The sequence below is a fragment of the Bradyrhizobium cenepequi genome (genome assembly GCF_020329485.1).
Taxonomy (GTDB): Bacteria; Pseudomonadota; Alphaproteobacteria; order Rhizobiales; family Xanthobacteraceae; genus Bradyrhizobium; species Bradyrhizobium cenepequi.
The window spans coordinates 40,619-65,975 of the sequence record NZ_JAGKJI010000039.1; the positions used below are offsets into that span (position 1 = coordinate 40,619).

The 25,357-nt window shown below is 64.7% G+C and carries 20 protein-coding genes; 6 read left to right on the forward strand and 14 right to left on the reverse strand.

Annotation, left to right across the window (positions count from 1 at the left end; translation table 11 throughout):
- Nucleotides 1–42: 42 nt before the first annotated feature.
- Nucleotides 43–465, forward strand: a complete 423-nt coding sequence (locus J6497_RS30365) for a CHRD domain-containing protein (RefSeq protein WP_225707917.1) — start codon at nt 43–45, stop codon at nt 463–465.
- 235 nt (nt 466–700) lie between these two features.
- Here the strand turns inward: J6497_RS30365 and J6497_RS30370 are convergent, their stop codons facing one another.
- The 6 genes from J6497_RS30370 to J6497_RS30395 form a co-directional block, all read right to left on the reverse strand.
- Nucleotides 701–1,150 carry a c-type cytochrome gene (locus tag J6497_RS30370; protein WP_225707918.1) on the reverse strand — a complete coding sequence of 150 codons (450 nt, stop codon included), beginning with the start codon at nt 1,148–1,150 and terminating at the stop codon, nt 701–703.
- A gap of 116 nt (nt 1,151–1,266) precedes the next feature.
- Nucleotides 1,267–3,576, reverse strand: a complete 2,310-nt coding sequence (locus J6497_RS30375; protein ID WP_225707919.1) for a xanthine dehydrogenase family protein molybdopterin-binding subunit — start codon at nt 3,574–3,576, stop codon at nt 1,267–1,269.
- Nucleotides 3,577–3,712: 136 nt separating this feature from the next.
- A complete protein-coding gene (murJ, locus tag J6497_RS30380; RefSeq protein ID WP_225707920.1) occupies nt 3,713–5,242 on the reverse strand; it encodes a murein biosynthesis integral membrane protein MurJ in 1,530 nt (509 codons plus the stop codon).
- A 43-nt stretch (nt 5,243–5,285) separates the two neighbouring features.
- The gene (locus tag J6497_RS30385) at nt 5,286–6,437 is read right to left on the reverse strand and encodes a DegT/DnrJ/EryC1/StrS family aminotransferase (protein ID WP_225707921.1); all 1,152 of its coding nucleotides are present in this window, start codon (nt 6,435–6,437) and stop codon (nt 5,286–5,288) included.
- Nucleotides 6,438–6,472: 35 nt separating this feature from the next.
- Nucleotides 6,473–7,489 carry a Gfo/Idh/MocA family protein gene (locus tag J6497_RS30390; RefSeq protein ID WP_225707922.1) on the reverse strand — a complete coding sequence of 339 codons (1,017 nt, stop codon included), beginning with the start codon at nt 7,487–7,489 and terminating at the stop codon, nt 6,473–6,475.
- A 259-nt stretch (nt 7,490–7,748) separates the two neighbouring features.
- Nucleotides 7,749–9,158 carry a mannose-1-phosphate guanylyltransferase/mannose-6-phosphate isomerase gene (locus tag J6497_RS30395; RefSeq protein ID WP_225707923.1) on the reverse strand — a complete coding sequence of 470 codons (1,410 nt, stop codon included), beginning with the start codon at nt 9,156–9,158 and terminating at the stop codon, nt 7,749–7,751.
- Between the two features lie 441 nt (nt 9,159–9,599).
- Here J6497_RS30395 and J6497_RS30400 point away from each other — a divergent pair, with 441 nt between their 5' ends.
- Nucleotides 9,600–10,580 (forward strand): lysylphosphatidylglycerol synthase transmembrane domain-containing protein, encoded by a 981-nt coding sequence (locus J6497_RS30400; RefSeq protein WP_225707937.1) that lies wholly within the window; start codon nt 9,600–9,602, stop codon nt 10,578–10,580.
- On the forward strand, nt 10,577–11,590 hold the full coding sequence (locus tag J6497_RS30405; RefSeq protein WP_225707924.1) for an MraY family glycosyltransferase: 1,014 nt from the start codon (nt 10,577–10,579) through the stop codon (nt 11,588–11,590). Before J6497_RS30400 ends, J6497_RS30405 begins: the two co-directional genes overlap by 4 nt.
- Nucleotides 11,591–11,608: 18 nt before the next feature.
- Here J6497_RS30405 and J6497_RS30410 read toward each other — a convergent pair whose 3' ends face one another.
- The 6 genes from J6497_RS30410 to rfaD form a co-directional block, all read right to left on the reverse strand.
- Nucleotides 11,609–12,550: an NAD-dependent epimerase/dehydratase family protein gene (locus J6497_RS30410; RefSeq protein WP_225707925.1), complete on the reverse strand. Its 942-nt coding sequence runs from the start codon at nt 12,548–12,550 to the stop codon at nt 11,609–11,611.
- Complete coding sequence (locus tag J6497_RS30415) at nt 12,540–13,766, reverse strand: glycosyltransferase family 4 protein (RefSeq protein ID WP_225707926.1); 1,227 nt, start codon at nt 13,764–13,766, stop codon at nt 12,540–12,542. Before J6497_RS30415 ends, J6497_RS30410 begins: the two co-directional genes overlap by 11 nt.
- Before the next feature lie 39 nt (nt 13,767–13,805).
- Nucleotides 13,806–15,719 carry a polysaccharide biosynthesis protein gene (locus J6497_RS30420; RefSeq protein WP_225707927.1) on the reverse strand — a complete coding sequence of 638 codons (1,914 nt, stop codon included), beginning with the start codon at nt 15,717–15,719 and terminating at the stop codon, nt 13,806–13,808.
- A gap of 82 nt (nt 15,720–15,801) precedes the next feature.
- Complete coding sequence (locus tag J6497_RS30425) at nt 15,802–17,097, reverse strand: O-antigen ligase family protein (protein ID WP_225707928.1); 1,296 nt, start codon at nt 17,095–17,097, stop codon at nt 15,802–15,804.
- On the reverse strand, nt 17,094–18,566 hold the full coding sequence (gene rfaE1, locus J6497_RS30430; protein ID WP_225707929.1) for a D-glycero-beta-D-manno-heptose-7-phosphate kinase: 1,473 nt from the start codon (nt 18,564–18,566) through the stop codon (nt 17,094–17,096). The genes J6497_RS30425 and rfaE1 overlap by 4 nt, the downstream gene beginning before the upstream one ends.
- 16 nt (nt 18,567–18,582) lie before the next feature.
- The gene (rfaD, locus tag J6497_RS30435; protein ID WP_225707930.1) at nt 18,583–19,563 is read right to left on the reverse strand and encodes an ADP-glyceromanno-heptose 6-epimerase; all 981 of its coding nucleotides are present in this window, start codon (nt 19,561–19,563) and stop codon (nt 18,583–18,585) included.
- A 155-nt stretch (nt 19,564–19,718) separates the two neighbouring features.
- Between rfaD and waaF the strand changes: the two genes are divergently transcribed.
- The gene (waaF, locus tag J6497_RS30440; RefSeq protein ID WP_225707931.1) at nt 19,719–20,780 is read left to right on the forward strand and encodes a lipopolysaccharide heptosyltransferase II; all 1,062 of its coding nucleotides are present in this window, start codon (nt 19,719–19,721) and stop codon (nt 20,778–20,780) included.
- On the opposite strand, the gene J6497_RS30445 is transcribed toward waaF, so the two are convergent.
- Nucleotides 20,762–21,808, reverse strand: coding sequence for a glycosyltransferase family 4 protein (locus J6497_RS30445; RefSeq protein ID WP_225707932.1), 1,047 nt, complete (start codon nt 21,806–21,808; stop codon nt 20,762–20,764). The two genes, waaF and J6497_RS30445, sit on opposite strands and share 19 nt — an antisense overlap.
- A gap of 139 nt (nt 21,809–21,947) precedes the next feature.
- Between J6497_RS30445 and galE the strand changes: the two genes are divergently transcribed.
- Both galE and J6497_RS30455 read left to right on the forward strand, forming a co-directional pair.
- Nucleotides 21,948–22,961, forward strand: a complete 1,014-nt coding sequence (gene galE, locus J6497_RS30450) for a UDP-glucose 4-epimerase GalE (RefSeq protein ID WP_225707933.1) — start codon at nt 21,948–21,950, stop codon at nt 22,959–22,961.
- A gap of 119 nt (nt 22,962–23,080) precedes the next feature.
- The gene (locus tag J6497_RS30455; protein ID WP_225707934.1) at nt 23,081–24,889 is read left to right on the forward strand and encodes an ABC transporter ATP-binding protein; all 1,809 of its coding nucleotides are present in this window, start codon (nt 23,081–23,083) and stop codon (nt 24,887–24,889) included.
- Between the two features lie 318 nt (nt 24,890–25,207).
- Here the strand turns inward: J6497_RS30455 and J6497_RS41350 are convergent.
- The coding region (locus tag J6497_RS41350; protein WP_225707938.1) for a transposase at nt 25,208–25,357 on the reverse strand (150 nt) is incomplete at its 5' end.

Sequence of the window (25,357 nt, forward strand, 5' to 3'; positions counted from 1 at the left end):
TTTGAGGTCGACACTCAGCCGACGCCAACAGGGAGAAACACCATGCCGAACAAGACCATGCTTGCCACGCTCGCGCTCGGAGCCGCCGTCGTGTTTGCGGGTCCTGCTTTCGCAGATAAGTACAAGGCGACGTTGGACGGCAAATCGGAAGTGCCGTCGAACAACAGCAGCGGAACCGGCACCGCCGACATCGATTATGATCCCGCGACCAAGAAGCTGAGCTGGAAGGTGACCTATTCCGGGCTTTCCGGTCCCGCCACTGCGGCACATTTCCACGGTCCCGCCGAAGCGGGCAAGAATGCCGGCGTCGCGGTGCCGATCCCGAATATCGCCACGAGCCCCGCCGAAGGCAGCGCCACGCTGACCGATGCGCAGGCCGCCGATCTCCTCGCTGGCAAATACTACGTGAACGTCCACACCGCGGCCAATCCAGGCGGCGAAATCCGCGGGCAGGTTGTGAAGTAAGCCGGCCACAGACCACGCACTGGTGGAGGCGGATGCGACGGCGTCCGCCTTTCTTGCTTCGCGATCACGTGGCGATTTCGACAAAGCTGAACTCCCTCTCTCGCTTGCGGGAGAGGGTCGGGGTGAGGGTGCCTCCGCGATGGCACTTTCCGCGGGGAGAGAGCCCTCACCCGCTGCGCTTCGCGCCGCGACCTCTCCCGCAAGCGGGAGAGGTGAAGTGAACGCGCGCGCCGCATCACTTCAATTTGACACGATAGGTGTCATGGCACGCGCCGCAGCGATCGTTGATCGTGGTGTAGGCCACCTTCAACTGATCGAGATTCTTGACCTTGCCCTTGAAGTCGCCGATCGCCTTGGCGACCGGCGGGATCTTGGAATCGAAATCGGCCTTGTTCTGCCAGATCTTCGGCGACGCGGCGTAGGTCGCGTCCTTCACGTGTTCCTTGGGGTCGGTGGTAAAGACGTTCGCGATCTTTGAGACATCTGTTTCGAGATCGGCGAGCGCTGTATCGACCGCCTTCTGGTCGTAAGGGATATCGCCCTTCACCATTTTCCCGATCACGTTGTACATGCTCTTCGCCTGCGCCCGCATCAGTTTTTGCTGTTGAACAGCAACCTCCTGCTGCGCCATGACGGCGCTCGCACCGAGCAGCACGCCGCACGCCACCATAATCATCCGCTTCATCGGCGAATTCTCCTTTTCGTGAAGTCTTGCCGGACGCCGCCGCGCGCGCTTTGCGCCCGCAACCTCTCCAGTAGAACCCGTGCGCGGGGATTTATTCCCGCGCTACGAGATCGTCATCAGAGATTATGGCGGCGCTGCGCCTCGCGGATCGCGATCCAGACCCGCTCGGGGGTAGCGGGCATGTCGATGTGGTCGATCTTGTATTCGCGCCACAGGCCTTCGACAATCGCATTGACGACCGCCGGGCACGAGCCGATTGCACCTGCCTCGCCCGCGCCCTTGACGCCGAGCGGATTGGTCGCGCAAGGCACGTTGTGGGTCTCGAACACGAAGGACGGGCCGTCGGAGGCGCGTGGCACCGCGTAGTCCATGAAGGTGCCGGTGACGAGCTGGCCGTCGGTTGCGCTATAGACCGCCTGCTCCATCAGCGCCTGCCCGATGCCCTGCATCGCGCCGCCGTGAACCTGGCCCGCCAACAGCAGCGGATTCAGTGTCACGCCGAAGTCGTCGACGATGATGTAGTTCACGATCTTGACGATGCCGGTCGCCGGATCGATCTCGACTTCAGCGAGATGTGTGCCGTTCGGATAGGTGCCGTCGGCGCTGGCGAAGGCCGCGCTGGCGTTCAGCTTCGACGGATCGACGCCGGGACGCTTCACAAGGTCGGCAAAGCTGATCGAGCGGTCGGTGCCGGCGATGCGGATCACGCCGTCTGATATCTCGAGGTCGCCGGCGCTTGCTTCCAGCGCCTGCGCCGCGATCTCCTTCAGCCTGTCGCCAAGCGCGACGGTGGCGCGCTGCACGCTGACGCCGCCCGAGGGGATCGACGACGAGCCGCCGGTGCCAAGACCGGTTGGGATCTTGTCGGTGTCGCCCTGCAGGATGTGGACGCGCTCCGGCGGCACGCCGAACTGTTCGGCAACGATCTGCGCATAGGCAGTCTGGTGGCCTTGCCCGCTCGACTGCGTCCCGATCAGAATCGAGACGTCGCCATTGGGGTCGAGCGCGACGTTCGCGGTCTCCTCGCCCATGGTGCCGCAGATCTCGACATAGGTTGAGAGCCCGATGCCGCGCACCAGGCCGAGCTTCTTCGCCGCCCTGGCGCGCTTGGGAAAATCCTTCCACTCGGCGATCTCCATCGCGCGCTTCATGTGCGCGGCGAAATCGCCGGAATCGTAGACCTTCCCGGTCGCGGTCTTGTAGGGCAGCGACTTCGGCGGGATGAAGTTCTTGCGGCGGATGGCATCCGGCGTCATCCCGAGTTTGCGTGCGGCGGCATCGACAAGACGCTCGACGACGTAAGCCGCCTCCGGCCGCCCGGCGCCGCGATAGGCGTCGACCGGCACGGTGTTGGTGAACACAGTGCGGACGCGGCAATGGAAGGCCTGGATGTCGTAGAGGCCCGGCAGCATGCCGGCGCCGCCATGCGGAATATACGGGCCGAAGGTCGAGAGATAGGCGCCCATGTCACCCATCAGGTCGACGTCCATCCCTAGGAACTTGCCGTCCTCGGCGAGCGCCATCCGCGCGGTCGTGACGTTGTCGCGCCCCTGCGCGTCGCCCATAAAGTGGTCGGCGCGATCCGCGGTCCACTTGACCGTCTTCTTCAACTGGCGCGCCGCGACCGCGATCAGCGCATATTCGCGGTACGGAAACAGTTTTGTGCCGAAGCCGCCGCCGACATCGGGGCAGATCACCCGCATGTTCTCGACCGGGATCTTCAGGACGTTCTGGCAGAGGATGTCGCGCAGGCGGTGGCTGCCCTGGCTGCCGATCGTCAGCGTCAAATGGTCCTTCTTGGTGTCATATTCGGCGACCGCCGCGCGCGTCTCCATGAAGTTGGTGATGACGCGCGGATTGACGATCGAGATTTCCGCGACCGCATGCGCCTTGGCGAAGGCTTCTTCGGTTGCCTTCTTGTCGCCGATCGAGACGTCGAACAACACGTTGCCCGGCTTGTCGGGCCACACCTGCGGCGCGCCCGGCTTCACGGCATTGGCGACGCCGATCACGGCCGGTAGCGGCGTCCACTGCACGTCGATCGCCTCGATCGCGTCGCGTGCCTGGTCGATCGTCTCGGCGACGACGAAGGCGACGGCGTCGCCGACATGGCGCACCTCATCCTTGGCCAGGATCGGATAGGGCGGACCGGTGAACGGGTCGGTCTCCAGGTTGAACAGGCACGGCAGGTCGCCGAGCTCGGCGACCTCGGCCGCCGTCAGGATCAGGCTGACGCCCGGCAGGCCGCGCGCCTTGGTGACGTCGATGGTGAACTTCGAATGCGCATGCGGCGAGCGCAGCACCAGCGAATGCAACGCGGGCTGCGGCGCGACGTCATCGGTGTAGCGGCCCTTGCCGCGAATGAGCGCGTCGTCTTCCTTGCGGCGTACGCTCTGGCCTACGCCGAATTTGATGGGGGCTGCCATCGTCACTCCACTTGTCGTTGTTGTCCACGCCATGCTGGCGTGCTTCCCGCCATATTGGCGCGGTTGGGAAAGAAGCGCAAACCGCGAATTGCGGAGCTTGGACGCACCGCAACAAAAAGCTGATTTGACTCGCAAACTATCCGCGCCGCAGGGCGAACAGCCATCCGCGCCCGAACAGCACCAGGATGGAGAACCCATAGACGAAGGCGCCGACCGCAATCAGCAGCAGCAGGATGGTTTCGTCGCGCAGCACATGCATCTGCGCGAAGTAGACGGCCGCGAACCGCTCGGTCAGCCAAAGCGCGGCGGCGACCACGAGGCCGGAGACGGCGAATTTCGCAAAGGTCAGCACCAGGCGGCGATCGAGTTCGAGATAGCCGGCGCGCACCGCAAAGCCGAGCACCAAGAGCAGGTTGATCCAGGCGCCGACCGCAGTGGCGAGCGCAAGCCCGATCTGGGCGAGCGGGGCCATTAGGCCGATCTTCAAGAGTAGATTGGCCCCTAGCCCGGTCAGCGACGCCTTCACCGGCGTTGCCGTATCCTTGCGCGCATAGAATGTCGCGACCGCGCTGCGGATCATCACGAACGGGATCAGGCCGATCGAATAGGCCGCCAGCGTCGCGGCGGCCGCCGCCGCGTCGGCCTTGGTGAAGGCGCCGCGCGCAAATGCCGCGCGCACGATGATGTCGGGCACGGTCAGGAAAGCCGCGACAAAGGGCACGGTCGCAAGCAGAGTGAAATCAAACGCGCGCCGCTGCGCAGCCGCGGCTCCCGCAACATCCTGCGCGGTGATCCGCCGCGACATTTCCGGCAGCAGCACGGTGCCGACGGCGATGCCGATCACGCCGATCGGCAGTTGATAGAGCCGCTCGGCGTAGTAGAGCGCCGACAGCGCACCAGCCGCCAGGAAGGTCGCGATGATGGTGTCGGCGAACACCGCGACCTGCGTGCCCATCGAGCCCAGCGTCGCCGGCCCGATCGCGCGGAAAAAGGCGCGAACGTCCTCATCCAGCCGCGGCATGGCAAAGCGCGGCAGCGTGCCGTGGCGCGACAAATCGCCCGCGAGCAGGAAATACTGCAGGAAGCCGGAGATCAGAACGCCCCAGGCCGCGGCATGCCCCACGGTCGGGAAGACGGCCGCCAGCGCGAGCGTCGCCATCATCGACAGATTGAGCAGGATCGACGCCCCCGCGGCGCTGGCAAAGCGCTGCATCACGTTGAGCATACCGCCATAGAGCGTCACCATCGTGATCAACAGCAGATACGGAAAGGTGATCCGGGTGAGCTCGATCGCAAGCTGGCGCTGCTCGGCCTCATCGGTGAAGCCAGGCGCAAGCACACGCAGCGCCTGCGGCATGAAGGCCCAGGCCAAAGCCAGCAGGATCAATTGTGACAGGAACAGCAGCGTAAAAATCCGGTCGGCGAACAGACGCGCTGACGTATCGCCGCCCTTGCCGTGGACATGGGCGTAAGCCGGGACGAACGCGGTGTTGAACGCGCCCTCGGCAAAGATCGCACGAAAATTGTTGGGCAGGCGCCAGGCCACCAGGAAGGCGTCCGCAATCGGCCCCGCGCCGAGGATCGCGGCGAGCATGATGTCGCGCGCGAGCCCCGTCAGCCGCGAAAGCAGGGTGTAGCCGCCGACCGTGAAGATGCGCCCGAGCATGCGTCGGTTCTAGCCCAAGGACCGGCGCCGCAAAACGGCGAAATCAGGACGAAAGCGCGCCGCGCACAGCCTCAATGATCCGCCCCTGCGTCGCCGCGTCGAGATAGGCATGAATCGGCAGGCTGATGACGTCGTTCGAAAGTCGTTCGCTGACCGGCAGACCGCCGTCGGCCACCGGGAAGTCGCGGTAGGCGGTCTGCTGATGCATCGACTTGGTATAATAGATCGCGGTCGGAACGCCCTGCGCCTTCAGCGCCGCGGCAAAGCCGTCGCGGTCGGTGCCCTCGGGCAGGCGGATGGTGTAGCACGCCCAGATCGAGCCGCAGCCGGCGGCGAGGCGCGGCACGGTCACGATATTGCCGAGCCCGCGCGCATAGCGCTCCGCGATGACGTTGCGCGCGGCGATCTCGTCCTCGAATATCCTGAGCTTCTCGAGCAGCACCGCCGCCTGCATCGTGTCGAGCCGCCCGGTCAGACCGAGGCGCACATTGTCGTATTTGTCGGAGCCCTGGCCGTGCACGCGGATGCTGCGCAGCGTCTGCGCAAGCTCGTCGTCGTCCGTGAAAATCGCGCCGCCGTCGCCGAAGCAGCCGAGCGGCTTTGCCGGGAAGAAGCTCGTCGCCGTCGCGAGGCCAAAGGTGCCGATCCGCCGCCCCTTGTAGCTGGCGCCAAAGCCCTGAGCCGCATCGTCGAGCACGAACAGGCCCTCGGCCTGGGCGACCGCGGCGATCGCGTCATGATCGGCGCTCTGCCCGAACAGGTCGACCGGAATGACGCCGACGGGCCTCAGGCCGCGCGCCTTCGCCGTCGCGATGCCGCGTTTCAGCGAGGCGGCATCCATGTTGAACGTCGCCTCGTTGACGTCGACGAACACCGGCGTCGCGCCGGTCAGCGCCACCGATTCGCCGGTCGCGCAGAACGTGAAGGACGGGCACAGCACCGCATCGCCCGGGCCGACCTTCTTCGCCATCAGCACCATCAAGAGTGCGTCGGTGCCGCTGGCGCAGGTCACCACATGCTTTGCACCCGAGAACTTGGCAAGCTCAGCCTCCAGCGCCGACACTTCCGGCCCATTGATGAACTGGCAATGCGACAGCACACGGGAAACCGCCTCATCGACGGATTTGCCAAGCCGGCGGCGCTGCGCGGCAAGGTCGATGAAGGGAATGGGTTCTGGACGCATATGCTGGTTCATGGGACTTTGCGGGACGCGTGAGTTAGATGAAGCGGTCAGCCGGCGACGCGGCGCGGGGCCTTGCGAGCGACGGTCGCGGCGGGCGTGGCCGGCGCTTCCAAACATTTGATCGCGATCTCGAGGCTCGCGACGCCCTCGTTGCCTGATACCGCCGGCTCCTTGCCGCTCCTCACCGCATCGAGGAACGCAATCAATTCGGCGCGCAGCGGTTCGTCGTGGCCAACGGGCAAATGGCGCATCGAATAGCTGCCGTCGGGCTTGAAGCCGAAGCACTCGGTGACCTGCCGGGTCAAGAGATCGCCCATCACATATTTGCCGCGCGTGGCGACCGTGACGCTGCGCGCCTTGAACGGCGTCAGCCAGTTGGTGTTGATATGCGCGAGCACGCCGGAGGCAGTACGGAATTGCAGCAGCGCGATGTCCTCGCGCTCGGCCACCGCGCTCGAAAGCTGCGGCTGCACGTCGACGATTTCAGACTCGGTGAACCAGCGGATCAGGTCGATGTCGTGCACGGCGAGATCGATGACGACGCCGACATTGGACATACGCGGCGGAAACGGACCGACGCGGGTGATGCCGATCGAGAGAATGTCTTCGCCCGAAATCGCCTGCTTGATCGCGGCAACCGCAGGGTTGAAGCGTTCGACATGGCCGACCATCAGCGTGATACCGGCCTGGCGCGCGGCGGCGACGATGTCGTTGCCCTCCTCGACCGTGGAGGCGACGGGCTTCTCGACCAGGATATGGATGTTGCGCGCGATGCAGGCGAGCGCGATCTCGTGATGCAGATGGGTCGGCGCCGCGATCGTCACGGCATCGACGCCCTCGTTGAGCAGTTCATCGAGCGTCGCGAAGGCGCGGCAGCCGACAAGCGCAATGGCGCGCGCGCGGTGTTCGGCCAGCGGATCGACGATCCCGACCAGCGTGACCTCGGGCAATCCCGCCAGCACGCGGGCATGGTTGCTGCCCATCACCCCCGCGCCGATCACCCCGACGCGCAAGGCACGCCTGATCCCGGCTTTTGCGGACAACCCCGACCCTTTGGAACTCATGTGGTTACCCCAACAGACTTTTGGTAGCGCCCATCGGTTGCGCGTTCTTTTCCGGACCAACCCGATTCCATCGAATCAGGCGCAGCCCTATCCCCTTGTACCGACGCGCTTTCTTTCCCCGAAGCATCGTCACGCAAACGCTATAGCATGCCGTCACAAATGTGGCGAATGACAACAAGCAAATCCGGACACGTTTTGATTCAAAAGATTACACAGTCCTGGCGGGACAACTGCGACGAAACCGATGCGCGGCGCAAGGTCAGGTGCGCTGATAATCGTCCTCGATGCGGATGATATCGTCCTCGCCGAGATAGCTGCCGGTCTGCACCTCGATCAGTTCCAACAGGATCTTGCCGGGATTCTCCAGCCGGTGCACGGCGCCGATCGGGATGTAGATCGACTCGTTCTCGTGCACGGTCGTCACCGTTTCGTTGACGGTGACGCGTGCGGCGCCACGCACCACGATCCAGTGTTCGGAACGATGGTGATGCTTTTGCAGCGACAGCCGCTCGCCCGGCTTGACGATGATGCGCTTGACCTGATGGCGTTCGCCATTGTCGACCGACTGGTACGAGCCCCAGGGCCGATGCACCTTGATGTGATTCTCGGTGACCTCAGGCGCCACCGTCTTCAGTTTCGCCACCAGCCGCTTCAGGCCGTTGGCGTCCTTCTGCCGCGACACCAGGATGGCATCCTGCGTCGCCACCACCACGAGATCGTCGACGCCTTCGAGCGCAACCAGCGCGCGGTCGGTCGAGACATTGCAGTTGCGGGAATCCTCGAACACCGCAGCGCCTCGTGCGGCATTGCCCTGCCCGTCCTTCTCGGACAATTCCCACACCGCATGCCAGGAGCCGACATCCGACCAGCCGCACGACACCGGCACCACGGCCGCGCGCGCGGTCTTTTCCATCACCGCATAATCGATCGAGATCGCTTTCGCCGATCGGAACGCATCTGCATCGAGCTTGACGAAGCCGAGATCGCGCTGAGCATTCGTCACCGCCTCGGTCACCGCCTGCACGCTGGCGGTATCGAAGTTGCGGTATTCGTCAAGCAGCACGGCAGCGCGGAACATGAAGTTGCCGCTGTTCCAGAGATAGCCCGACTTGATGTAATCGGCCGCGGTAGCGGCATCCGGCTTCTCAACGAACTTTGCGACCGCGCGCACCAGCCCCGAAATGCTATCGCCCGGGCTGATATAGCCGTATTCGGTAGCCGGGCGTTCGGGATTGATGCCAAAGGTGACGATGCGGCCTGCTTTGGCGGCAGCCAGCCCCTCGCGACACGCACCGACGAAGGCTTCGGTGTCGCCCACCACGTGATCGGCGGCGAGCGCCAGCACGATCGCTTCCCTGTCGCGCGATTGCGCAAAGGCGGCGCCGGCTGCGATCGCCGGCCCGGAGTCGCGCCGCGCCGGCTCGAGCAACACGTCCGCCTCGCGCCCGATGCCGGCAAGTTGTTCCAGCACCATGAAGCGATAGGCGTTGTTGGTGATGACGATCGGCCGCTCGAACAGCGCCGGATCCGACACCCTGAGCAGCGTCTCCTGGAAGGTCGAGCGCGTCCCGAACAACGGCAGGAACTGCTTCGGATGGACTTCGCGCGACGCCGGCCACAGCCTGGTGCCCGCTCCGCCGCACATGATCAGTGGAATAATTCGGTCCATCCTAACCTCGAATTCTGTAATGATCGCGCCGCCCGACGATGCGTCCTGATCGTCCCCGGTCGAAGCCCGGAACCGATGTCCCTATCGCCTTCACATTATCGACATCGACGAAATGTCTGGGATCACGGACGTGACCCGCAGCACATGACAGCCCTTGCCGGGCGGATTTTCCGCCCCCAAGCGCCTACCACACCGGTTAGCCTCTTCAGATGAATTTTTGTGGGCAGCGTAAACCTTTATGAGCATGCAAGCCAAACGCCTGGGCACCCGGCAGTCCCCGTGCAGGCCCTCTTTAGCCGCCGGTTCGTGGATGCCGCAAGAGCGATCGAACGGCTATTGCAAGATCGGTCCTAAACCCATACCAAGGCGACGAAATTCGGCGCGCGGCGCCGATTTGCGCCGTTTTTGATGTCTTTCTCGAACCTGGCAAGCGCGGACGAGATGCGCCGGATACTGCTTTCGACCATCAAGATACTGATCTCGGCTGCGCTGCTTTACCTCTCGCTCCGCAAGGTCAACCTGTATGACCTCGCCGCGCGCATCCGCGTCGAAAGCCTGGGCTGGATCGGTCTCGCGATCGCGGTCACCTTCCTGCAGATCTTCCTCGGCGTATTGCGATGGCGCGAGATCAGCGCCGAATGCGGCGCGCCGCTCGAGACCCGGCAGGCGATGCGCTTCAACGTCATCGGAACCTTTTTCAATCAGACGCTGCCTTCATCGATCGGCGGCGATGCCGTGCGGCTGTGGCTGGTCGCGCGGGCCGGCGCGGGCTGGCGCGCGGCGACCTATTCGATCTTCGTCGACAGGGCCGTCGGCCTGATCGCGCTCGCCGTGCTCATCGTTGCGAGCCTGCCGTGGAGCTATCGATTGATCAGCGATCCAAACGGACGATCGGCGCTGCTCCTGGTCGACTTCGCCGCGCTCGCGGCCGGCGGCGGTTTTCTCCTGCTCGGCGCATTGAGGTGGGCATGGCTGAAGCGCTGGTGGGCGACGCACCACATCCACGCCTGCGCCGTCATCGCAAACAAGGTGCTGTTCAGCCGGGATCGCGGGCCGAAGATCGCGGTGCTCTCACTGCTCGTTCACGTCCTGACCGTCGTCATCGCCTGGTGCGTGGTGCAGTCCATTTCCGCGCCGCTCTTGTTCAGCCAGATCTTTCAACTGGTGCCGCCGGTGATGTTGATCACCATGCTGCCCATTTCGATTGCCGGCTGGGGCGTGCGCGAGGCGAGCATGGGTCTCGCCTTCGGCTACGCCGGACTGGCGGCCAACGAAGGCGTCAACGTTTCGCTGCTGTTCGGCGCCGTGTCGTTCATCGTCGGCGCGTTCGGCGGCTTGGTGTGGATTCTCAGCGCTGAAAAGAAAGCGCAAGGGGACAAGCCGATCGAGGTCCCCGAACAATCGCTGTCGCCAATCGAATGACCAGCACTGATATTGCGCTTTCGCTCGTCGCCGCAGCGCTTGCCGCGTTATTGTCGGCATTCCTCACTTGGCTGCTGCGGCCGATGCTGTTGCGCGTGGCGCTCGCCAAGCCGAATGCGCGCTCATCGCATCGGATCCCGACGCCGCAGGGCGCGGGGATCGCCGTGATCGTGGCAGCGCTGGTCGCGGCGGGTACGCTCGTTGGGTTGAGCGGCGGCGGCACCCTGCAAATCCCCCTTGCGGCCTTCGGTGCGACCCTGTTCATCGCCGCCGTCGGCTTTGCCGATGACGTCAAGCCCGTGCCGGTGCTGCCGCGCCTGTTGCTGCAGGGATTGGCGGTGGCCGTGGTCGTGTTTGCCGTGCCCGGCGATCTCAGGATCGTGTCGGGGGTCCCTTTCTGGATCGAGCGCAGCTTGCTGCTGATTGCAGGCCTCTGGTTCGTGAACCTCGTCAACTTCATGGACGGGCTCGATCTGATGACGGCGGCCGAAGCCGTGCCGATCACGGCTGCAGTCGCACTGCTCGGCTTCTGGGCGCAGGTCCCGCCCTCAGCCGCACTGGTGGCGGCGGCGCTGTGCGGCGCGCTGCTCGGCTTCTCTCCCTTCAATCGTCCCGTGGCAAAGATCTTCCTCGGTGACGTCGGCAGCCTGCCGATCGGGCTCCTGCTCGGCTGGTGCCTGCTGCAGCTTGCCTATCACCAGCATGTCGCCGCGGCGTTGCTGCTGCCGCTCTATTACCTCGCTGACGCCACGATCACGCTGCTGCGCCGGCTGATTAAACGCGAGGCATTCTGGGCGGCGCACCGCTCGCACTTTTACCAGCGGGCCACCGACAACGGATTTGCGGTGTCGCGCATCGTCAGCGAAATCTTTGCGCTCAATGTCCTGCTTGCGCTGCTCGCGATATTGTCGATCCGCTTGGATTCGACGGCGGCGAGCTTCGTTTTGCTGCTCGTGGGCGCAAGCGCGGTCGCGTGGCTGCTCTACAGGTTCTCGCGCCCGCGGAAATGACAGCGTGAGGCTAATCGATCAGCGATCGAAGCCGTGCACGGCCCGCCTCAGGCCCTCGTTGAGGCCAATCAGCGGCCGCCACCCGGTGGATGCGACCTTGGAGAGGTCGAGTTCGAGGGAGCCGAACAGGCTCTCATTGGCCTCGTTGCGGCCGGTAATGCTGAACAACGACGACAACACCAGCCGCGGCATGGAAAAGAGACATACCGGCTTGCCTGCTGCGGCGGCGAGGCGCTCGATGAATTCGGGCGTCGATACCTGCTCGTCATCCGCAACAAGGAAAATGTTGAACTGACCATCCGGATGCGAAAGTCGATGCAGCACGAATGATGTCAGATTCTCTACCGAGACGAACGCACGACGATTGCGCACGTTCGCAAACGGCAGCGGAATGCCCAGACCGATCGCCTTTTCGAGCAATGCCATATTGCCCTTGGCGCCGGAGCCGTAAATCAATGGCGGCCGGATGACCGTGACCTTCATCTCGCGGTCTTGCGCCAACTGCCTCAATCCTGCTTCCGCCGCCGCTTTCGACATTCCGTAGAGGCCGCGCGGGGTCAGGACATCGTTCTCGTTGAACGGCTTGCGGCCGTCGGTGCTTCGGCCGTGCACCAGCACGGTGCTGACGAAGATGAAGTGGCGAACGCCGGCATCGGCCGCGCAGCGGGCCAGATGCAACGTGCCTTCATGATTGACCTTGCGATAGAGCTCGATGGCGTGTTCCTCGTGCCTGTGATGCACGCGTGCCGCCAGATGCACCACCGCGTCCACGCCTGCGAGCGCGGCCCGCCAGTCGGTGACGGGACCGATCGAATCGATTGTCACCTCGTCGGCGCTGCCTGTCGGCTTGCGGACGGCGTGCCGCACGGTCCAACCGTTGCGCGCCAGCACCGGCGACATATGTCGGCCGACGAATCCGCTTGCCCCCGTCACCAGCACCACGAGCTGGTCATTCCTCACGACCGCGACTCCGACACCGCTCTTCCGATCCGATCAATCTCTGAATGAGGGCCGCATATCCTGTCAAGGCACGCTCGGGACTATAGCTCCTCGCCACCGCAACGGCGCGCTCGGAGAGCGTCGGATCGGGAGCACGCGACACCGCGCGGATCGCCTCGGCCAGTTGCTCCGGCATGCCCGGCGTCACAACCCGCCCGAGATCGTGCTCCGCTACCGTCAGCGCGGCTTCGGCATCAGGCTCGGATACGAGGATCACCGGCCGGCCCACCGCAAGCAGATTGTAGAACCGGCTCGGCACCGAGACGCCGGCGACGTCCTTGCGATAAGGAATGAGCCAGATGTCCGCCGCCGACAGGAAGTCCTGCAGTTCTCCGTCCGAAACGCGGTCCACCAGCGTGATGTTGGCGAGCTTGGCTTCGGACTGCATCGCTCTCAGTTCGTCGAAGCCTATCCCCCAGCCCGAGAGCAGGAAATGGATGCTGGGATCATCCTTCAGCCGGCGGGCAGCTTCGAATACGATCACGGGATCGTGGGTGAAGCCGAGATTGCCGGAAAGGCCGACGATGAAACGGCCGTCAAGCTCGCGGCGGAAGGGATTGTCGGCCGCAACCGGGCGAGCCGCGGGGTTGACGGTAGTCCAATTCGGAATGAATTCGATCTTGTCCCGCGTCATGCCACGATAGTTCAGCAGCAATTTCTCGCTGTCGCGGCCGATGATGACGACGGTGGTCAACGCGCGGAACATCAGCCCGTTCATAGCGCGCATCGCTCTGGTGACGATCGAGCCCGGCCTCAACAGGCCACTCAGGACGAGCACCTCCGGAAACAGGTCGTGCATGATCAGGACCGACCGGGCGCGTTTCAACCTGGCCGCGATGGCGACGCCGTACGGCAGCACGAAGGGGGCCGTCACGGTGAGGGCGACGTCGCCAGGCTCAAGCCGCCGGAGAAGGGCGAAGAAGGTGCGCACGGTGAACAGCAGTTCGGCGGTGGCGCGCTTGAGCAGCGCGGCCTTGCCCGGCATCCAGTTCTTGATCTCCTCGACCGCCGGCCGGGCGGCTGCAGATTTCGATGCGGAGCCCGGCCATCCCGACAATACCAGCACGTCCGCCTCCTTCGCGAGGCGGTTCGCTATCGCAGCCATGATCGCAGCGGTCGTGCTCTGGTCCGGCGGATAGTGCTGACTGACGACGACGACTTTTCCGGGCTTGGGCATCGATGGTTCTGACAAATGGCCTCGCGGATCAGGACCGGATCACGCGGCGTTCGATCCGAATTCAGGTACGGCGTCCTTCAGCACGGCGCGGATAGTGGTGCGATCATCTTTGGCGATCGCCTCTTCCAGCGCTGCCAGCCATTTGCGCAAGGTCGCCATTGGCGGTTCATTCGGCTTGGCTGCCATGATGCCGGCAATTCCGATCTCGACCGTCGGCTCCTCACTCGCGAACAGGATCTCGTTCAGTCGCTCGCCTGGCCGTATCCCACTGAAGACAATATCGACGTCGATACCAGGCTGCAGGCCGGACAGGCGGATCATCCGCTCGGCAAGCTCGACGATCTTGACCGGCTGGCCCATCTCGAGAACGTAGACCGAGACGTCGGGTCGCGCCGGCGTCAGCGCATGGGTGGCCGCGGTCAGTACGAGATCGCAGGCTTCGCGGATGGTCATAAAATAACGCACCATGTCGGGGTGGGTGACCGTGACCGGACCGCCCGCCTCGATCTGCGCCTTGAATTTCGGCACCACCGACCCGTTCGACGCCAGCACATTGCCGAACCGGACCGAAATCAGGCGCATATGCGGCTTGTCGCCGAACTGCACGGCGAGATCGTGATCGAGCGCCTGACAATACATCTCTGCAAAGCGCTTGGTCAGCCCCAGCATCGAGACCGGCTCGATTGCCTTGTCGGTGGAGATCATCACCATCGCCTTGGCGCCGGCTTCGCGCGCGGCGTCGGCGACGTTCACTGATCCGAAGATGTTGGTCTTGACGCCCTCGCTCCAGTCGCGCTCGAGGATCGGCACGTGCTTCAGCGCCGCGGCATGGAACACGATGTCGGGCTTGAACTCGCGCATTAACTGTATGATGCGCTCGCGATCGCGGATGTCGGCGATGCGGCCCTCCACTGCGGCCTGGACGCCGCGCGCGGCAAGCGCCTCGGTGACCGCATAGAGCGCCGGCTCCGAATGCTCGATCACCAGCAGGCGGGCGGCGCCGAACGTCACGACGCGATCGCAGATTTCGGCGCCGATCGAGCCGCCACCGCCGGTGACGATAACGCTCCTGCCCTTCACCAGCCCTTCCAGCCGTGCATAGTCGATCGTCGCGGTCGGGCGCAGCAGGAGGTCTTCGACCGCGACATTGGTCAGCCGCGGCGTGTCGCCGCCCTCGAGCGACGGCAGGCGGCTGACCATCAGGCCCAGCCGCTTTGCCCGCATCAGCACCGATTCCGGATGCGCGTCGGGCTCGAACGCCGACGGCATCATTACCACGCGCTTGATCGGCTTCTCGCGGCTCTCGAACTCGCGGATCACGGTTTCGACATCGTCGACGCCGCCGAGCACCGGGATGTTGCGGATGTGCTGGCCAAGATCGGAATTCGACGGCGACAGCACGCCGATCGGCCAGATCCGCTTGATCGCGCCGTTTTCGATCCCACGCAGCACGACCTCGGCATCTGCCGCACGCCCGACCAGGAGGGTTGGCGCGGCGTCCTCGATGCGGGCATGGTGGCGCGTGCGTGAGTAGCGGAAATAGCGGTAGCCGAAGCGGAGCGCGCCCAGCGCGAACACCTGCAGGAAGAAGTAGAGGATGATGGTGATGCGGCCGAAAAATACGGTTCCGTGGAAGTTCGGCGCGATGAAGATGAAGACGTAGTCAAGAACGACCAGCGCCAGCGTCAGGACCGCCGAGGCGCGCAGGATATTGAGGGCGTCCGGCAGCGAGATGAAACGCCATTTCGAGGTGGTGAGATTGGAGGCGTAACAGACGATGACGCTGAAGACGACGAACCAGGGCAGGATGCGCAAGAGCAGCGGCAGGCGATCGGTGAGCAGATCGCCCTCGAAGCGCAGATAGAATGCCGCCAGCAGCGCGAACGCGGTCGCGAGCGCGTCATGCATCACAATCAGAAAGTTGCGTGCCGTGAATTGGGAGAAGCGCGTCATGTGACGGATGGGCCAGGGACCAACAAGTTTGCAACAGCGTTCGGGGCTGCTGATAGCCCATATGCAGCGCGTATGCCAGAGATCATGGCGTGACCGAGCTCGCCGGTTTTGCGGCGATGTCGCCCGATTTCGCCTTCAGCACCATGCCGCCGGCGACGCCGACGCCGAGCACGTACATCCATCCCTCGTGGAAATCGAAGATGTGCGAGTTGAACAACGACGTAAAGATATTCTGCACGACCACCAGGAGCCCGATCCAGTTGACCAGCCCCTCCCCCCGAAACAGTCTTAAGTGCCAGAACCAGATGGCATAGAGGACAACGACGCCGACAGTGCCCCACTGCACGGCGACATTCAATGTCTGGTTGTGCGGATTACCGATCACGTCGCTGGTCGCCTTTTCGACCTCCTTGGTCGCGACCTGCGCGAACAGCCCGCGGGTGGAGCCGGTGCCATGGCCGATCAAAGGCGCATCGGCGAAGAAGCCGAGCGATTTGCGCCAGTATTCGAGCCGGAGCCCGATCGAGGTGGCCTTGTTCTCCTCCTTGTAGAGCCGGTAGTCCCTGCTGAAGGTCTCCGCAGTCCGGCGCAGTTGCGGCGAGGCCTGCCAGGCGACCGCCGCCATGACTGCCGCCGCTCCGACGATGATCAGGATGCTGCGCCATCTCAGATGCAGGAACGCGAACACTGCAAACATCACGGGCACGGTGACCAGCGCCGTCCGCGAGACGATCACGAAGGCCATGTTGACGAAAAAGCTCAAGGCGATCACGGCTAGCAGGCCGGCCAGCGCGAATTTTTTGGCCCGCAACAGGGTGACGATGGGATAGGCCAGTGCCACCGCGCAGAGCGTGAACTCCTGGCTCTGATCGATATAGTTCTTCACGAAGATGCCGCGCTCGGCGTCGATGGGTGGTTTCAGCGACAGGCTGGGCTGCAGAAGCACCAGCCAGGACATCACCATCAGAAGCGTGCAAGAGATCAGGAAGGCGTTGAACACCCACATGCCGCGCGTCGAACGCTCGAAATGATAGAGCAGGAACGGCAGCACCAGCAGCTTGGCCGTCGGGCTCACGGCATAAGTGCGCGCGCCCCAGGCTGCGTCCGACCACAGCATGCCGACGACTGCGAGCAGGAACAGCGCGATCGGCAGCGCCGCGATCGGCCGCTGCAGCGATTGCAGGAAAGACTTCAGATCGAGCGTCGGCAGGACCACGATCACAAACACCGCGCCAAAAATGCCGACCAGCGAGGTCGACCATGGCAGCGACAACGCGATCAGCACCGCCACGATGTCGGCCGCTTTGGCCCAGGCCGCCGGATTGCGCCAGGCCGCCAGCGCCGCGCTTGCGGGAGAAAAGCCCGCCGCCGTGCTCACGCCTTGCCTCCACGGGCGCGGGCGACCAGCGAGGTCGTGCTGAAGCCGGGCAGGATATCGACCAGCATCACCTCGCCGCCATGGGCTTCGACGATCTCATGGCCGATCACCTGCTCGCGGGTATAGTCGCCGCCCTTGACCAGCACGCTCGGCCTGATCGCCGTGATCAGGTTGATCGGCGTATCCTCCTCGAAAATGGCGACGAGATCGACCGCCTCCAGCGCCGCCAGCACTTCGGCGCGCGCGCGCTCGTCCTGCACCGGGCGCCCCTCCCCTTTCAGCCGCCTGACCGAAGCATCGCTGTTGAGGCCGACGATCAGCCGGTCGCAGGCGCCGCGCGCCGCCGTCAACACCTTGACGTGGCCGGGATGCAGGATGTCGAAACAGCCATTGGTGAAGCCGACTCGCAGGCCCTGCCGGCGCCACTCGGCAAGCTGCGCGCCGAGATCGCCGCCAGCCGCGATAATCTTCTCTTCCGCCGCGAGCGAGGCGTGCGGCAGGATCTTGCGCCTGAGCTCGGCCGGGCTCACAGTCGCGGTGCCGGTCTTGCCGACGGCGACTGCGGCCGCCGCGCTCGCTACCCGCAGCGCCGTCTCCCAATCGGCCCTGGCGGCGAGCGACAGCGCGAGCGCAGCCGCGACCGTGTCGCCGGCGCCGGAGACATCGCGGACTTTCACCGGCAAGGCCGGCACATGGACGGTTTCGCCGTCGCGCACCACCAGCGTCATGCCATGCTCGCCCTGCGTCACCAGCATTGCCTCGCAATCGGCAAGCCGCATCGCATGCTCCGCAGCTTCAGCGATCGCACGCGGCGAATCGGGGCGGCTCCGCGTCGCCTCGGCGAATTCCTTGCGGTTGGGGGTCAGCAGCGTCGCGCCGCGATAGATCGCGAAATTGAGGCTCTTGGGATCGACGATCACGCGCTTGCCGAGTTTTCGCGCGGCATCGATCGTATTGCGGATCACGCGCGCGGTCAGCACGCCCTTGGCATAATCGGACAGCAGCACGATATCGGCACGAGCGAGCTCGGGGAGGATCGTGTCGATCAGCTGCTGCTCGATCTCGCCTGCCGCCGGTTGCGCCTGTTCCCAGTCCGCGCGCAGCATGTGGGTGGAAAAATGCTCGGAGACGAAGCGCACCTTCCGCGTCGTCGGGCGCGCGCTGTCGCACACCAGGCGGCTTTCGATCCCGCTCTCCGCCGCCAGCGCCGCCTTCAGCTTCGTGCCCGCCTCGTCCTCGCCGATCAGTCCGACGAAAACGCAGCGGCCGCCGAGCGAAGCGATGTTGCGCGCGACATTGCCGGCGCCGCCGACATTGGTCTCGCTGCGCTGGACCGCGATGACAGGCGCCGGCGCCTCCGGCGAAATCCGCGACACCTCGCCATAGACGAACTCGTCCAGCATCAGGTCGCCAATGCACAGCACGGTCTGCCGGGAAAGCGCCTGCGACAGGGTTTCGAAATCGAACATCTGTTTCCTTGGCCCGTCAGCGATAGCGGTCGGGACGATCGAGGAAGCCGTTCACGTAGGTCTCGACGGCGTCCTCGAGCGGCGTGAAACCGCCGTTATAGCCCGCGCGCTGCAAGCGATCGACATCGGCTTCCGTGAAATATTGATAGCTGCCCCGGATCGCCTGGGGCATATCGACATACTCGATGTTCGGCTTCAGCCTGAGCGCGGCATAGGCCGACAGCATCAGGTCCTTGAAACTGCGCGCGGTGCCGGTTCCAACATTGAACAGCCCGCTCACCGAGGGCGTGGCGAGCAGCCACATCATCACCCGCACGGTATCGTCGACATAAATAAAGTCGCGCCGCTGGTCGCCGTCGGCGATGCCATCGCGATGCGACTTGAACAATTGCACCGGGCGGCCCGCCTTGATGTCGTCGAAGCGCCGCGCCAGCACGCTCATCATCGTGCCCTTGTGATATTCGTTGGGGCCGAACACGTTGAAGAATTTCAGGCCGGCCCATTGTGGCGGCAGTTTCTCGCCGCGCGCAGCGCGTTCGGCGACGGCGAGATCGAACAGATGCTTGCTCCAGCCGTAAAGATTCATCGGCCGCAGCTTCTTCAGCGCATCGACCGTCTGCCCGTCGCGAAAGCCCGCCTCGCCGTCGCCATAGGTCGCGGCCGAGGACGCATAGATCAGCGGCGTCGCATTCGCGGTGCACCAGTCGAGCAGCCGGAGCGAGAGGCGGAAATTGGTCTCGATCACGAGATCGCCCTCGGTCGCCGTGGTCTCGGAGATCGCGCCGAGGTGGATCACCGCGTCGAGCCGCCGGCCCGACAGCCAGGCCGAAAGCTCCGCGGGCGGCACGAAATCGGCAAGCTGCCGCTTGGCGAGGTTGCGCCATTTGCCGTCATGGCCGAGCACGTCGCACACGACCACGTCTGTGCGGCCGGCGTCATTCAACGCGGCCACGACATTCGACCCGATAAAACCGGCTCCGCCGGTCACCAGCAACATGCCGATCCCTGCCCTGATTTGTGTGGCGCAGCTTTTGCCCCAGTCCGGCGATGCAGGCAACGTGCACGGTGGATGAATTCCATCTCACTTTACCTCCGGCGGGAGAGCGGCTACCGACGGGGTCGCGAAGGGCGCCTGGTTCCCGCACAGAAGATATGAATATCGATTCAATAGAAGGCATCGGCATCGAGGACGCCGGCGATACCCGCCCGATCCTGATCGTCCCCTATATGTGGATCGGCGATTTCGTGCGCGGCCATACCGTCGTGCGGGTTCTGAAACAGCGCTGGCCGAATCGCCCCGTCGACATGCTGACGACCTCGCTCTGCGCGCCGCTGGTCGACTACATGCCGGGCGTCCGCGGCAGGATCGTCTGGGATTTGCCGCGCGGCCGGCTGGCGGTGGCAAAACAGTTCGGCCTGGCAAGGGAACTTCGCGCCCGCGGCTATCAAACCGCCCTCATCATGCTCCGCACCTGGAAATCGGCGATCGCGCCGACGCTGGCCGGCATCCCGGAGCGGGTCGGCTTTTTCGGCGAGGCGAGGTCCGGCCTCATCAACCAGATGCGCTGGGGAGAGAAGAAGCTGGCGCGCATGGTCGATCAGATGTCGGCGCTCGCTCTGCCCGTGGGCGCGCAATTCCCGCCGGAATGGCCGGTGCCGCAGCTCCGGGTTCCCGTCGAGGAAACCGAACGCTGGCGGCAAGCCAATGGTTTGGGCAATGGCCCCGCAATCGCGCTGGCGCCGGGTTCGGTCGGCTCGGGCAAACGCTGGACCTATTACGGCGAGGCCGCCCGGCTGCTCGCCGCCCGCGGCTTGGACGTCTGGGTGGTTGGCGGCCCCGGCGAGAAGACGCTGGCCACGGAGATCGTCGCCGCCGGCGGCGCAGGTGTCCGCGACCTGACCGGCACGGATTTGCGCAACGGCATCCTGGCGATGGCCGCAGCGAGCGTCGCGATCTCGAACGATTCCGGCCTGATGCATGTCGCAGCCGCGCTCGGCACCCCGACCATGGGCATTTTCGGCCCTACCAGCCCCTACCACTGGGCGCCACTCAACGGCCTCGCCGCCACCGTCGTAACCAAGACGCAGGTGCCGTGCCAGCCCTGCCATCGCCCGGTCTGCACCATGAACGACCATCGCTGCATGCGCGATATCCCGGCGTCCGACGTCGCCGATATCGCCGAGCGCGTGCTGGCTCAGGCGAGCGCGCGATAGACCGCAGCGATCCCGTTCGCCTCCGCGTCGAGACTGAATTTCTCCACCACGCGCGCCCGCGCCCGTTTCCCCATCGCAGCCGCAGCCGCAGGATTGCGCATCAACGGCTCGAGCGCCGCACAGAGCGCGTCGACGTCCCCCGGCGGCACCAGCACGCCGGTGACGCCATCCTCGACCACGAATTCGGCCGCGCCCGCGCGCGCCGCCACCAGCGCCGCACCCGCCGACATCGCCTCGATCAGCGTCAATCCAAAGCCCTCGTTGCGCGAGGTGAAGGCGTAGACGGTCAGCCGCTGGTACCAGCGTTCGACCTCCGCGATCGGCACTTCCCCGGTGATCCTGATCCGCGACGTCAGCCCAGCAGCCTCTATCTTCTGCTTCAACCCGTTCGCAAACCCCTGCTGCTCCGGCACGACGGCGCCGACAAGCACGGCGGAAAAATCCGGATAGCGCGGCAACAGGCGGCACATCGCCTCGACAAAGACGTCGCTGCCCTTCTGCGCGCGCACACGGCCGAAACAGCCGATCGCGTAAGCCCCGGGGAGCCCGCTCTCGGCGAACGCCGCCGCGCGATCACCCGGCGGCGCGTAGCGCTCGGTGTCGACGCCATGCATCACGACTGTGGCCTCGCGCTTGAGGAAGGACGCAGACAATGCGCTGGTCGCAATCACCGCATCCATCTGCCGGATCAGCCAGCGCGTCAGCCAGGTGTGATGTCGTTGCGCGGCCGACGTGAACACAAGCTTCAACGGCCAGCCGAGCGCGCGCAGCACGACGCCCGCGATCATCTCGTCGTTGCGCCGCGCGTGCCAGATCAGCGGTGTCGGGCGGCGCCATAGTTTCAAGAGATCGACGAAGCTCATGCGCGCAAGGCCGTCGGGCGCATGCGAGCCGAGCCAGGCGGCCCGGAACATCTTCGCGAGCCGCGGCGCGACCATGCGGTTGGTCGCGGTCACGCCCGAATAGCGCCTGTGCAGATTCGGCACGATGAGCTTGAGATCAGCGGCCAGGTTGTTCTCGATCGGCACATTGGCTCCGTTTGGGCTCCCTTTGCGGAAGTTCCTATACGCAACATTAAGCATAGGGGCCAGTTCTGAGGCCGCGAAACCCCGTCTTCATCGAAACCCCGCTAACATCCCGCGAAAATAACCGGGGAGAGGTGAAGTCATGACCGTGCTCGTCACCGGCGGCGCCGGCTATATCGGAAGTCACATGGTGCGTGCGCTGGTCGATGCCGGCGAAAACGTCGTCGTGGTCGACAACCTCTCCACCGGCTTCTCCGCCCTGTTGCCCGAAGGCGTGCCGCTGTTCATCGGCGATGCCGGCGACGAAAATCTCGTCGAAGGCGTGATCGCCCAGCATGGCGTCGAGAGCATCATCCATTTCGCCGGCTCGGTGGTAGTTCCGGAATCGATGCGTGATCCGCTCGGCTACTACCGCAACAACACGATGACCACGCAGAGCCTGTTGAATGCAGCGGTCAAGTCCGGCGTCAGCCGCTTCATCTTCTCGTCCACCGCCGCAGTCTACGGCAATCCCGACGAAGTGCCCGTGCCCGAAACCGCGCCGACGCGGCCGCTGTCGCCCTACGGCATGTCGAAGCTGATGACGGAGATCATGCTGCACGATGTGGCCACCGCCCACGGCATGAGCTATGTCGTGCTGCGCTATTTCAACGTCGCCGGCGCCGACCCGCTGGGCCGCATCGGGCTTTCCACCATCGGCGCGACGCACCTGCTCAAGGTTGCGGTCGAGGCCGCCACCGGCCAGCGTGCCAAGGTCGACGTATTTGGCAGCGACTATCCGACACCGGACGGCAGTTGCATCCGCGATTTCATCCATGTCACCGATCTCGCCGAGGCGCACCGCGCCGCGCTGTCTTATCTGCGCGCCGGCGGGAGCTCGGTCACGCTGAATTGCGGCTATGGCCGCGGCTATTCGGTGCTGGAGACGATCGAGGCGGTGCGCCGCGTCTCCATGCGCAATTTCGCCGTTTCCTACGCGCCCCGGCGCCCCGGCGACATCATGACCATGGTCGCTGACGCCAGGCGCATCCGCGCGCTTCTGGACTGGACGCCGAAATACGACGATCTCGAAACCATCGCGGCGCATGCGCTGGCCTGGGAGCAAAAGCTGTTCCTGGAGCGCGGCGGCCCGCTTCAGCAGGCGGAATCGGCCTGAAAATCAAGCCGTTATTTGACTTGAAATTGGCTTGAAAAAACACGCTTTCACAGGCAAGGAGTCATTCGCTGACGTTGGCGCGCGCCCGCTTCCGGGAACGCGGCGTCAAGGGAACGCGGATGACCGAGCCTCCAAGAAAGATAACTGACGACCCCTATGGGGCGGCGATCCTGATTCGCCGCCTGATCGCCGAGCAGGGGCTCACCTATTGGCGGCGCTATCTGCAAGCGTTCGTCCTGATGGCGATATCGGCCGGCGCCACCGCCGGCGCCGCCTATATCCTGGGTCAGGTGATCAATCAGGCCTATATCGACAAGAACATTCCCGGCATCGCTCTTCTCTCCGGCGTCACGGTCCTTATGCTGTTCATCAAGGGCGTGGCGACCTACGGCCACACCGTGATCCTATCGAAGATCAGCAACGCCATTCTCGCCAACAACCAGCGGCAGCTGTTCGCCAAGCTGATGAGCGAAAGCATCGGCTTCTTCTCCGAACGGCATTCGTCGGAATTCCTGGCACGCCTGACCGCTGGCGCCAAATCCATCACCGATGTCCTCAACATGCTGATCAACGCCATCGGGCGCGATCTCATGATGTTGCTCGCCATGGTCTGCGTGATGGTGTTTCAGGATCCGGTGTTGTCGTTCATTGGGCTTGTGGTGGTGCCGCCGGCGATGCTGATCCTGCGCAGGCTGGTGAAACGCATCAAGGGCCTCGCCTACAACCAGTTCACCGGCACCGCCGACATCCTGGAGACCATGCAGGAATCGCTGCAGGGCATCCGCACCGTGAAGGCGTTCACGCTGGAAGATACGATGAAGCGGCGCATCGATGAGAACATCACGGCCGTCGAGCAGAACGCCAACAAGATGGCGCGGGTCGCCAACCGCTCGAATCCGCTGATGGAGATGCTCGGCGGCTTCGCAGTGGCCGGCTGCCTGCTCTATGGCGGCTACAGCGTCGTCGCGCTCGGCGCCACTCCCGGCGCGTTCTTCTCCTTCATGACGGCCTTCCTGATGGCGACCGAGCCCGCAAAACGCCTGTCGCGACTCAACATCGACCTCAACAGCCAGTTGGTCGGCGCGCGGATGCTGCTCGAAGTCGTCGACAGCCCCGCGAGCGAACGCTCCGACGACGACAAGCCGGCGCTGAAATTGACGGACGCGCGGATCGAATTGCGCGATGTCGGCTTTGCCTACCGCGCCGGCGAGCCCGTGCTCAATCACATGAGCTTCGTCGCCGAGCCCGGCAAGGTCACCGCGCTGGTCGGCCCCTCCGGCGGCGGCAAGTCGACGGTGCTGGCGCTGCTGCTTCGCTTCTATGAGGCGAGCGAGGGCGACATCCTGATCGATGGCCAATCGATCGCCTCGGTGTCGCGGCGTTCACTGCGCCAGCAGACGGCCTATGTCGGCCAGGACGTCTATCTGTTCCGCGACACCATCCGCAACAACATCGCCTTCGGCAAGCCCGGTGCAACCGAAGAGGAAATCGTGGAGGCGGCCAAAGCGGCCTGTGCGCATGACTTCATCATGAGCTTCCCGCTCGGCTACGACACGCCGGCCGGCGAACACGGCACGCAGCTTTCCGGCGGGCAGCGGCAGCGCATTGCGGTGGCGCGGGCGCTGCTCAAAAACGCGCCGATCATCCTGCTCGACGAGGCGACCGCGGCGCTCGATTCCGAATCCGAAAAGCAGGTGCAGGAAGCGATCGAGCATCTCTGCCGGAACCGCACCACGATCGTGATCGCGCATCGGCTGCACACGATCATGCATGCGGATGCGATCCTGGTGGTCGAGGGCGGCACGATCGTCGAGCGCGGACGCCACGACGACCTGCTCCGCCGCGGCGGCCGCTACGCCTCCTTCTTCCGCCTCCAGCACCACGACACCCGCCCGCTCACGCGGGCACCGATCAGTGCCACCGGCTAGAGCATGAGATTGAATCGCATAGCAAGCAAAGACGGAGCTGCGCCCCCTCTCCCGCTTGCGGGAGAGGGCTGGGGTGAGGGTGTCTCCACGATGGGACTTTCCGTGGGGAGAGAGCCCTCACCCGGCGCGGAGCCTGTACTCGGACGGCGCGAAGCGCCGATCCGGGTGCACCGACCTCTCCCGCAAGCGAGAGCTTTGCTTAATTGGCTGAGCGGGAGTGGCAGCCGATGTCAGGCATTTTTTTGCGCTGCCTCAGGCGGTACGCGAGGGTTGACGGCCGCGTTTTCAGGGCCGTCCGATGGCAGCGGGCGGTGGCGGTCACGCCGCAGCTCCCACGGGCTGCAGCACCGCCCATCGTTTGAGGTTCATGGCGAGGCAGATAAGACGCAGATGCGTCTGGTTGCGTCTCAGGCCCAGATAGCGGGCGCGCGCCCAGCGGTAGACGCCCTTGAGACGTGCGAAGACCTG